The sequence below is a fragment of the Gudongella sp. DL1XJH-153 genome, assembly GCF_049310905.1.
Lineage (GTDB): Bacteria > Bacillota > Clostridia > Tissierellales > Tissierellaceae > Gudongella.
This window is the reverse complement of sequence record NZ_JBMEMN010000015.1, coordinates 13,132-24,307: the sequence shown is the minus strand read 5'-3', so window position 1 is coordinate 24,307 and position 11,176 is coordinate 13,132. Positions and strand designations below refer to the sequence as shown.

Here is an 11,176-nt window from a genome sequence, read left to right as displayed (position 1 = left end):
TATGACAGTTGTGTTTGGCTCTACGGAATCAAGCAAGTAAAGTAATAATGATTAGCGAACATATGGAAAGATTAGCAAGATTTTTCACTCGAGATGAGAAAATTGTTCTGGTTTGCGTGATTACCAATCAAGTTACTACCCTTCTCGTGTTGATGAACGATTTGAGCGAATAATCTACTTCACGCTTAATCGATAGCAAATCAATTTTCGAGTTGTGTGTGATAAATCCCTAATCTTGAATCCGAGAGCGATTCATTATACTTTCCGGGCTTACCTAGAATTCTTTGAAAAAATCCATTAATTCAACCCTTCCCTAATCCTCTTATTCAAAAGCAGGAACACAATTCCAGTCAAACCAAGAATAATTACAGTATTAATCATTATCCCTCCCCAGGTTGCCTGCTTGAGTATTATGGCATCCATCGACTTAAACGCCCAGTAGAAAGGCGACCAATACAACAGAAAGTGCCACTTTGCACTTAGGAATATAGCGCCGAAAACCGAGGCCAAAACAGGCGTAAATACGGCCTTCATACTAGCCATTCCACCCATTATATCGTCATTGGTAACACCAATCAGAAATCCAATCAGAACGCTTATAACAGCAATGCTAAGTGTAACAACAATGACCTTTAGGATATCAATATCCCCATAATCAAGTATCAGGAGAGTTGCGATCACATGGAAAATTGGAACAACAAAGCCTACAAAGCTCTTACCCATTACGTATTCCTTCCTTGTCACCGGAGAAACATTCATGGCAGCCAGAGTGTTTGATGTCTTTTCCTCAATCAGATTAAGCACTATGACCATTCCTCCCATGACACTCATAAATATCACTAGAAGACTCCCACCATACTGCTTCATTGGGGATAATGTCCAACCCACATCAGAAATTCTTACCTCTGCTGGAATGTCAAGGCTCCCAGTTTCCTTTGAATTAATGACAAATTCAAGAACCTCACCAAGATCCTCTTCATTTCCCTGCTGGATAATCGTATAGCTCTCACCATCCCAGTAGACTCCAAGATAATCATCGGTTTTTGTTACTCTTTCATCCATATCTTCCCTTGAATCAACTCTTTCAACCTTTCCATACTGTACCAGATACTCCTCCATTTGGGAGGGTACAGATGGATCAATAACAACATTAAGGCTGATGATATCATTTGAAGCAGTCAAAGCTTTAAGAATAAAGGCAAGAATCAAAGGGAAAATGAGGATATACAAGATTGTAGTCTCCCTGAAACCGATTTTCATATCAATACCAGCTACTCTCATAATCTTACTGAACATATCCTCACCCCCTACGCGGTTATGGTCTTCTTAAATCTCTGGTTTGCCATTGCAAAAAGTATAATTGCCAGAACGATAAAAAGCAGCGAGCTTCTGTAAACATACCCTGCATCAGGATTCTCCAGAAAAACCTCACGAAAGGAGAAAACCATTGGATACGATGGCAATATTTTTATAAACCAGGGAGAAAATCCTGGTAAAAAGTAAGGAATCGCCCCCATTAAAAAGGTCATGATTGTAAGATACATCGCACTCATGGACTTCATGATATTGTCATAAAAGCTTGAAAGAAGAAGTCCTGCCGAAGTTCCAAATACATTGCTGGCAGCCAGAAGTACAAATAGTTGGAGGTAGTGTACTTGATTCCCCATAATAAGAAACACTGTCAACATTCCCGTTGCAAGACCTGTAACCAGGATCACTCCAACCTTGCCCAGCAGATACTCCCAAATTCTAGTTGGTGTCACAGCCAAAGCCTTGATCGTCCCTTCTTCCTTATCCATAAAAATATATGTGGACACTATAAACAAACCCATAAAGGCCGTATTTACCATCAAAAATACTGGTAAAAGATTTATCCTGTCTGACAGCTTTTCATTGTCATCCTCCAAGGTGAGATACTGAATCTTGCTTTCAAACAATTCAAATTCAGTTGCCATATATGCCATAATACCTTCTTGCAAGAGTTTTTTTGCCTCTTCTCCTTCGTAGCCTTGAAGAACTATATCATACACCATTTTTCCTTCTTCGTGATACAGGGAGAATCCTATACTGTTTCTGTCCTTTTTGAGCATTCCAGGTATCAAACTTTTATCCTCAACCTCAACCAGATTTTCTTCCTCCTGAAGTCCCCTCAATTCATCTTCAGTCAAATACTCCTTTACTGAATCCGATATATATACATAACCAGTTAAATTTGGCGAAAAGTCATCCGGTAAAACAAAAACGAATACCAGGACTATTACTAGTGCCATTATTATTTCAATGTAAATATATAAGGATTTAAAGGAAACCTTCAGGTCCTTCAAGAAACTATACCAGGCTCTCATTATACCAACCCCCTGCCTGTTACCTTGATGAATATCTCTTCAAGGGTAGCTTCCTTGGTATGCATTAACTCGATTTCTCTGGTGTTGATGATTTCATTCAGTCTGTGTCTGTCCTCCTCTTTTACAATTGATAATGTCTCCTTCTTCGTCGATCCATCCAATCTGTATTCCACATCGACAAACTTCTCACCGTATTGAATCTTAAGATTTCTCGGTGAATCGATAAGCTTCAGTACTCCATCAATTATGAATCCCACTCTGTCACAAAGCTCATCTGCTATAAACATATTATGAGTTGTTAGAAATATTGTCCTTCCTTCTCTATGTTTATCCTTAATGATGTCTTTGATTTGACTGGCAATTGCCGGGTCAAGACCTGTTGTGGGTTCATCGAGAAACCACACTTCCGGATCGTTGATCATGCTTCTTACAAAGGTAAGCCTGTGCTTCATTCCCTTTGAAAATGTTCCCGCTTTCTTGTCTGCCACATGATCAAGACCTGCAAGCCTAAGAAGCTCAAGGGAGTCAAGTGTCGGGACATCAAAGAGTTTTTTGTAAAAATCCAGGTTTTCTCTTGCAGTAAGCTTCTCGTAGACATTTGACTGTTCAAAGCTGACTCCTATTTTATTAAACATCTCTCTTGGAGGTTTCTTCATGTCAAATCCAGCAACATCAGCTTTACCTTGCTGCATTGGTAGCAGACCGGTCAATATACCCTGGGTCGTTGATTTACCTGCTCCAGATGGACCGAGAAATCCAAATACTTCTCCTTCCTCTACCTTAAAGCTCAGGTCTCTTACTGCAAAGATCTTGTCCTTAGTATAGGAATAGTACAGCTTTTCAACATTGATCATATTTGGTTCCCCCTTGTGGCTGCTATTCGATTTCTTATGTATCAAGATTACTTATACCCATTAAACAGAATTCACAATTCAGAGATCACAATGAAAAAACAAAGATTCTTCACTGCGCTCACCACGACAACTACTCTGTCATCATGAAATAAACAGTAAAGAATCCCTTTCTATATCTGTATACCAGACTAATAATTGTAAATTGTGCTCTTTGAACTGTGAATTAGTTCAATCATTTGCCTTCATTGATTCAACCATTTCAATGTTTCTTATCTTCTTGCTCATAAAGACATTGACAATAAACGAGAACACGACAGTTATAACTGCTGAAAAGACATAACTCATAAATCTTATATCCCTGCCGAACATAAAATCTGGATCCTCAATTGTCTTGATTATAAATTCGTGCATGTATCTTCCAAGGAACAGCCCCACTATAATTCCAATAATAGTAAGAATCGCAATCTCCCTGAATATATGTGATGAGACCTCCTCGTTGTGGAAGCCAAGGACCTTCAAGGTTGCCAGTTCCTTCTTCCTTTCATTGATATTTATATTTGTCAGATTGTACAGCACAATAAATGCAAGCAGTCCGGAAGCAACGATAATGACAAAGACAATATAGTCTATACTCCTTATAAGGTTGTCAAAGCTTGTCCTGGTCTGGCTCACCAATTCAACATTTAGAACCGATTCCTCCAAAAGCAACCGCTCCACAAGACTGTCTTCCTCCTCATCAGTCATATCCTTTGTCCTTAGAAGAGCACTGTTGACTGGCGAAGCTCCAAAAACTGACTCATACTTAGCGGAATCAACATACATATAGTTTCTTAGATAGTTCTCTGTAATATGTGTTACCTTAAGCTCTCCACGGTTTTCATCAGCATCCTCATATACAATTGTATCACCGATGGATATTCCAAGAACCTCAGATAGTTTTTCCGTGATTATTACATACTCTGTTCCAGGGACAATAATTTCACCTGCTTCTCTATCCTTTGTTAGTATAAATTCTGAAAGCTGTTGTGAGTCGTGAAATACCATGGCATTTAAATCCAGCAGATCATTGTCGTATCGTATAATTCCTTTGTCGGAATATATCCCTGCATAGGATTCGACATTCTCAAGATTATCAATTAACTGATCCAGTGACCTATCGGCAAATTCCTCTTCATCAAGCTCTACACTTATCTGGTATCTGAATATATCGTCAAACTGAGCACCGGCAAAATCACGAATTGAATTCCTCATACCAAATCCAATCATCAGCAAGGCTGTACATCCTGATATCCCAACAACCGTCATGTAGAAATGCTTCTTGTACCTGAAAATATTTCTGGCTGTCGACTTCATATTGAAGCTCATCTTACGCCATAAAGGTCCAAATCTTTCCAGCAATATCCTCTTGCCTGCTTTTGGAGCTCTTGGCAGCATCAGTGTTGCCGCCTTCTCTCTCAAAGCATCATTTGCTGCATAGACCGTTACTGCAACTGTACTCAAGACTGCTATGCCTGATGCAATCAGCGCTATCTTAGCATTATATTCTGAAATAAAAGGTGGAAGGTGGAACATTACACCATAAGCATTCCAGATTACCCTTGGAATCAGTTTGAATCCGACCAGCTGGCCTGCAGCACTGCCAAGAATACTTGCAAGACCACAATAGGCTACGTATTTACCGATTATGGATATCTTCCTGAATCCCAGTGCTTTGAGAATACCTATCTGAGTTCTTTCCTCCTCTACCATTCTAGTCATTGTAGTCAGTGAAACGAGAGCTGCTACAAGATAGAAAAATATTGGAAAGAATTTGGCAATGGCAGCAACCTTTTCTGCATTCAACTGGAAGTTTACAAAGCTCATATTTGATTCACGATCCAGAACATACCACTCCGGCATCTCCAGTTCAGCTATCACCCTTTCAGCATCCATAAGCTCTGCATAAGCATCCGCAAGCTCTTCTTCTGCCTTGTTCTTCTCCTCAAAGTACTCCCTTTCTCCATCCTCAAGCTCAATTACTCCGTCCTTGTATTCCTTCCAGCCATCCCGGATTTCAATTTCTGCATCAGCGATTTCCCTCTCAGCATCTGCGACCTCTTCTCTAAGTGTCACTTTTGCATCCTCAATTTCAACAAGACCGTCCTGATACTCCTTCCATCCATCCTCTACCTCTACCAATCCATCGTTGTATTCCTTCCAGCCATCGTCAAGCTCTCTTCTTCCATCCTGAAGTTCCAGTTCTCCTTCTCTTATTTCCTTTTCGGCATCCTGAATCTCCTGTTTAGCATCATCAAGCTCTTCCCTGGCTTCCTGGAGTTCTTCCTCCCCTTCTTCTATTTCCTCCTGAGCATCCCTTAGCTGAGATCTTCCATCATAGTATTCATCCCAGCCATCATCAAGCTGTCTTCTGGCATATTCCAATTCTCTTTCTCCAGAGAGAATCTGGTTCCAGCCTCCAATAAGCTCTTCTGGATTTGGAAGCTGGCCAAGTTGAGCTTCCAAAGCTTGAAGCTCTTGCTCCAGAGGCTCCAGCTCCTGCTCCATTACTGTGATTTGTGAATCCAAAGTCTGTATTTCAAGCTCAATAGCTTCAATTGATTCCTGGTTGCTGTCGGGATCTTCCTCTAGAGCTTGTAGCTGCAGCTCAAGTTGACTCCTGCCTGCCCTTGCATTCTCAAGATTATCTTCAAGAAGCGATATCCCATTTTCTACCTGCTCAACACCCTCCTCCAATTGGGTTCTGGCTCCATCAATTGTACCCCGAAGAACAGCTTGTCCCGAAGCTGTCCCCACCAGCTCCTGGGGAGTGAATCCCTGTATCCCGAATTTATCTGCTATCTGGGATACTCCTGCCAGCAGCTGGTCCTTTCCTTCCTGCAGCTCCTCTACTCCATCTGAATACTCATCTTCACCGGCTTCAAGCTCTCTTCTGCCACGCTCAAGCTCCCGCTCTCCTTTTGCCAGCTCCCTCTTTCCATCCTCAATCTTTCCTATACCCTTCTGGTACTCATCTTCTCCATCCTGGTATTCCTTAAGGCCATCCTCGTATTCTCTTTTTCCATCCAGGAACTCCAAATACCCTTCATAGTATTCCTTTTCACCATCCTGAAGCTCAACATATACATCTGCCAGTTCCTTTTCAGCATCTTTCAACTCAATAAAAGCATCAGCCAGCTCCTGCTCCCCATCTGCAATTTCCTTCTCTGCATCTGCCACTTCATCCCTTAGGGTTACCCTTGCATCTGAGAGCTCTTTTTCTCCATCTTGGAGCTCCTTAAGTGCGTCTGAAAGCTCCACTCTTCCCTCGAGGATATCCTTCCATGCATCAGCGAGCTCCTGGTCTGCCTCTGATTTTCCATCATTGTATTCCTCCCAGCCATCAGCAAGCTCACTTTCCGCTTCATCAAGGATTTCCTCATATCTTGCTGCGGATCTTTCCTCAGATATACTCTCCAGCTTATCCAAAATACGCTTGATCTTAACTCCATACTCATTTGAGAAGGCATCCATTGAAATGGCACCCTTTGCTGTAATATATAGGTCCGTCCAGTTATCCAAGGCATAGCTGGACTCGTCTGAATAAATAATCGATCCCAGTTTACCACTTCCAACGTTTGTCACTTCACGTTCCGTAGAGAAATGAAAGGTGTTTCCCACAACTCCGACAACTTTGTAGGTAAGGACATGAAAATAATCCCCAATATCCTCGTAATCCTCATTTTCGGGGGAAATGGTTATTGTAGATCCCAATGGAATATCAGAAAGATATGAACCACTTCTTTCTACCAGAACTTCATCAGCTTTTTCAGGCATCCTTCCCTCAAGAAGCTCTAGCCTGTTTATATTTGCTTCACCCTTTATCAAAGGCAATCCGTATATCCTTGTAACCAGGGTCCCATTCTGGGATGTGTCCACAATCATATCCATAACGTATGCGGGCATGACTTCATTGACCTCCTCCAGCTGTGAAACTGTATGAAGGTCATTTTCTGTTATGCCCATTGTACCTTTTATAAAAATGTCAGCCATATTATTCCTGTCATAGTATTCATCAACGGAATTATGCATATCAGGCGTTGTAACAAGAAGTCCCGAAAGAAATCCAACACCCAAAGCTACGATTCCAAATATGGCCGCAAAACGTCCAAAGCTTTGGACAAACTCCCTGGATACTATCTTTCCATAAGCGTTTTTCACTACCATTCAATCCTTTCAATTGGCAACGGTGATGGATTGGTACTCATTTCAGATACCTGCCCATTTTTCAGGTGTATTATCCTGTCAGCCATCTGTGATATAGCCTGATTATGGGTTATAAGGATTACCGTCTTGCCGAACTGTCTGCAGCTGTCCTGGAGAAGCTTTAAGATATTCTTCCCTGTTTCATAGTCAAGGGCTCCAGTAGGCTCATCGCACAGTAGTATCTTTGGATTCTTTGCAAGGGCTCTGGCTATTGAAACCCTTTGCTGCTCCCCACCTGAAAGCTGTGCTGGAAAATTATCCATTCTATCTTCCAAACCCACCTGAGTCAGAACTGTAGCTGGATCAAGAGGATTCTTGCAGATCTGGGTTGCAAGCTCAACATTTTCAAGTGCTGTTAGATTTTGAACAAGATTATAGAATTGAAAAACAAATCCAACGTCATATCTTCTGTAATCTGTAAGCTGTCTTTCATTCAAATTGCTTATTACAAGACCCTCCAGCGCTATTGTCCCTCCATCAGAGGAGTCCATTCCTCCAAGAATATTTAGAACAGTTGTCTTTCCAGCTCCTGAAGGTCCAACAATTACGCAAAACTCTCCCTTATCTATGGTGAAGCTTATATCCTTTGCAGCTTCAATTTTATGCTTTCCCATATAATAATACTTTGATACATTTTCAAGAACTACAAAGTCTTTCATCAAATACTCCTCTCTTACTCCATAAGGCCTGCTGATTTATTGATAATTCTAATAAGGTCAAGTGCTTCATCTTCACCTATTTCTTTAATGAAAATATCGAGATTCTCATTTACTGCATTCTTCTTCCTTTCCAGATGCTCCTTGCCCTTCCTTGTTATCATCACATCAACTCTTCTTCTGTCCACTTCATTTGCCTTGGTAACAACAAATCCCTTCTTTCTTAGTGTTGTAAGAGTAGCTGTAGCCCTTGGCCTGGACATATGTAGTCTTTCACTGATTTCTGAAGGGCTGGTTTCTTCTTCATCCCTGGTAGCAAGGTAATATAGGACATAGAGTTCCCCTTGAAGAAATTCCACAAGCTGGGAGAAAGCCTCCATGTAGTAAACCTTTCCAAGTGCCTCAATTAGCTGGTTTTTAAGTTTATAATCATCCATTTCATACCTCCATAGTTAATACTATTAATTGTTAACACTATTAATTATATCATGATACTGGTCAATTTCAATTAAATATTATTGATTATCAACAAAATAATTCAAAGTCTCTCCAAATGCTGTATAATCTAATTATACAAATCAGGGAGGTGCTAACTTGAAACTGAACACCAGGCGAACATTCTTTATCGGTCTTGCTTTCCTATCAATTTCTTCATTCTGGCAACTATACGACAATATCATTCCCTTGATTCTTCAGAACACCTTTGGAGTCGGGGAAACTTTTACAGGCACAATTATGGCTATGGATAATCTTTTGGCACTTTTTCTGCTGCCAATTTTTGGAGCCTTTTCTGACAGGGTGGATACACGCTTTGGAAAAAGAACCCCTTTTATAGTTCTTGGAACCATTGGTGCTGTTTCCTTTATGCTTTTGATTCCAATATCAAGTAATCTTGGCAGCTTTCCCTTGTTTTTTGTTTCTCTTGGAGCTGTACTTCTCTTTATGAGCACGTACAGGTCACCAGCTGTTGCCTTGATGCCAGACCTTACACCTAAGCCATTGCGCAGTAAGGCAAACGCAATTATAAATCTTATGGGTGCAGTAGGTGCAATTTTTGCACTTGCAGTAATATCACTTCTTGTTCCTGACAAGCCTAATCCAAGCTATTTCAGTGTTTTTCTGGTCATAGCGCTCTTAATGGTCTTCTCAGTCACTGTTCTTGTTAAGACAATCAAGGAAAAAAGATTGTCTGAAGAGATGAAGGAGTTCAATGATTCTCAAGATCTTGAAGATGAAGAGACAAACGGCAGTGGCAGCGATGAAATGCCTGCTGATGTTAAAAGAAGTCTTTATTTTATACTGGCATCAATATTCCTTTGGTTTACCGCATATAATGCTGTTACTACAGCATTTTCAAGGTATGCCGGAAGGGTCTGGGGACTCCAAGGCGGAAGCTTTGCAAATGCACTTCTGGTTGCCACAGGCGCTGCAATACTAAGCTACATTCCAATTGGAATTATCGCAAGTAAAGTTGGTAGAAAAAAGACCATAATTGCAGGGATTACCCTTATGAGCACATCTTACTTTCTTGGATATTTGTTTATTGAATACTCTCCTGTTATAAATGCAGTATTTGCACTAACCGGAATTGGATGGGCTGCCATAAGTGTAAACTCATATCCAATGGTTGTGGAAATGAGTAAAAGTGCTGATGTCGGAAAATATACAGGTCTCTACTACACTTTTTCAATGTCTGCACAGATTTTCACACCGATTCTGTCCGGATTTTTCCTTGAAACTGTTGGATACAGAACACTATTCCCATACTCCGTGTTTTTCTCCCTGGCGTCCCTACTTACCATGCTTATGGTTAAACACGGGGATTCCAAGCCACCAAAGAAGGGCAGTTCACTAGATAATTTTGATGTTGAAGACTAAAGGAGGATTTCATGTTTATTGCAATAGTAGGAGGATTGCTGGCTTTGTACCTTTATGCAATCAAGCCTGCTAATCCTGATGGAAAAATTTTTGATCCCTTCCTGGGAAGATACTATGCGCACAGGGGTTTGTTCGATAACAAAGCTGATACCCCTGAGAACTCCCTTAAGGCTATCAATAGCGCTGTCCAGAATGGATACGGGGTTGAATTTGATGTTCGACTGACAAAAGATAAAATTCCAGTTGTCGTTCATGACAACAAACTTCGCAGAATATCAGGTGTCGATGGGCTGGTAACTGAAATGACCTTTAAAGAACTTCAGGAAATCCAGTTGTTTGAGTCAAATGAAGAAATACCTACCCTTTATCAAGTCTTGGACGTCATTGATGGCAAAGTACCTGCAATTGTTGAGTTAAAAAAAGATCAAGGTCGAGATTCAAGCATATGTGAAATTGTGGCTCCTATCCTTGACAGATATAGAGGTCATTATATGGTTGAGTCCTTTAATCCAGTCCTTATGATTTGGTACAAAAAAAATAGACCCTCCGTCATCAGGGGACAGTTGTCCACAAATCATTTGAAGGATGGAAAGAAAGGATTGCTTCTTAACATCTCTCTTCAATACCTTCTATTGAATTTTCTTGTAAAGCCCGACTTCATTGCCTATAACCACCATTACAGAAACAATCCATCACTGATTATTAACAGGAAAGTCTTTAAGGCCATAACAGCTGCCTATACTCTGAAGTCCCAAGAGGAACTGGATAAAAATAAAGGTATGTTCGATCTATTAATCTTTGATAGCTTTATTCCAGAATGAAACAGGAAAAGGATTTCTCAACAGAGAAATCCTTTTAAACTATTCCTTTTCAATTAATCCAAGTTTTTCGAATACAATCTTGTAACCATCTGCTCCGTAGTTTAAGGATCTGTTGATACGACTGATGGTTGCAGTTGAAGCGCCTGTTTCCTCTTCAATTTCATTATAGGTCTTGTTTGCCTTCAATAGTTTCGCAACTTCAAGTCTTTGTGCAATAGCTTGCACTTCCTTTATTGTACAAATATCTTCAAAAAACCGATAACACTCATCCATTGTTTCCAGCTGTAATACGGCTTCAAACAAGCTATCTGCCTGCTTACTCCTGATTTTAGAATTATAGTCCATTTCATCCTCTCCTATCTTGATTTAATTTACTTATA

9 protein-coding genes are annotated in these 11,176 nt (G+C 40.5%); 2 read left to right on the top strand and 7 right to left on the bottom strand.

The genetic code is table 11. From position 1 onward, the window contains the following. Nucleotides 1-297: 297 nt before the first annotated feature. The 6 genes from ACOEN1_RS07340 to ACOEN1_RS07315 form a co-directional block, all read right to left on the bottom strand. Complete coding sequence (locus tag ACOEN1_RS07340) at nucleotides 298-1,296, bottom strand: ABC transporter permease (RefSeq protein ID WP_422486092.1); 999 nt, start codon at nucleotides 1,294-1,296, stop codon at nucleotides 298-300. A gap of 11 nt (nucleotides 1,297-1,307) precedes the next feature. Next, nucleotides 1,308-2,345 (bottom strand): ABC transporter permease, encoded by a 1,038-nt coding sequence (locus ACOEN1_RS07335; protein ID WP_422486090.1) that lies wholly within the window; start codon nucleotides 2,343-2,345, stop codon nucleotides 1,308-1,310. Continuing rightward, nucleotides 2,345-3,199 carry an ABC transporter ATP-binding protein gene (locus tag ACOEN1_RS07330; RefSeq protein ID WP_422486088.1) on the bottom strand — a complete coding sequence of 285 codons (855 nt, stop codon included), beginning with the start codon at nucleotides 3,197-3,199 and terminating at the stop codon, nucleotides 2,345-2,347. Before ACOEN1_RS07330 ends, ACOEN1_RS07335 begins: the two co-directional genes overlap by 1 nt. 228 nt (nucleotides 3,200-3,427) lie before the next feature. Beyond that, nucleotides 3,428-7,402 (bottom strand): FtsX-like permease family protein, encoded by a 3,975-nt coding sequence (locus ACOEN1_RS07325; protein WP_422486086.1) that lies wholly within the window; start codon nucleotides 7,400-7,402, stop codon nucleotides 3,428-3,430. Then, nucleotides 7,396-8,100 carry an ABC transporter ATP-binding protein gene (locus tag ACOEN1_RS07320; RefSeq protein WP_422486084.1) on the bottom strand — a complete coding sequence of 235 codons (705 nt, stop codon included), beginning with the start codon at nucleotides 8,098-8,100 and terminating at the stop codon, nucleotides 7,396-7,398. Before ACOEN1_RS07320 ends, ACOEN1_RS07325 begins: the two co-directional genes overlap by 7 nt. A 14-nt stretch (nucleotides 8,101-8,114) precedes the next feature. Further along, entirely contained in the window at nucleotides 8,115-8,534 is a 420-nt protein-coding gene (locus ACOEN1_RS07315) for a MarR family winged helix-turn-helix transcriptional regulator (RefSeq protein WP_422486082.1), read from the bottom strand. 157 nt (nucleotides 8,535-8,691) lie between these two features. On the opposite strand from ACOEN1_RS07315, the gene ACOEN1_RS07310 reads away from it, so the two are divergent. Then, nucleotides 8,692-9,975 carry an MFS transporter gene (locus ACOEN1_RS07310; RefSeq protein WP_422486081.1) on the top strand — a complete coding sequence of 428 codons (1,284 nt, stop codon included), beginning with the start codon at nucleotides 8,692-8,694 and terminating at the stop codon, nucleotides 9,973-9,975. An 11-nt stretch (nucleotides 9,976-9,986) separates the two neighbouring features. After that, nucleotides 9,987-10,796, top strand: coding sequence for a glycerophosphodiester phosphodiesterase family protein (locus tag ACOEN1_RS07305; RefSeq protein ID WP_422486079.1), 810 nt, complete (start codon nucleotides 9,987-9,989; stop codon nucleotides 10,794-10,796). Between the two features lie 39 nt (nucleotides 10,797-10,835). Here the strand turns inward: ACOEN1_RS07305 and ACOEN1_RS07300 are convergent, their stop codons facing one another. Further along, nucleotides 10,836-11,141 carry a YerC/YecD family TrpR-related protein gene (locus tag ACOEN1_RS07300; RefSeq protein WP_422486077.1) on the bottom strand — a complete coding sequence of 102 codons (306 nt, stop codon included), beginning with the start codon at nucleotides 11,139-11,141 and terminating at the stop codon, nucleotides 10,836-10,838. Between the last annotated feature and the right edge of the window lie 35 nt (nucleotides 11,142-11,176).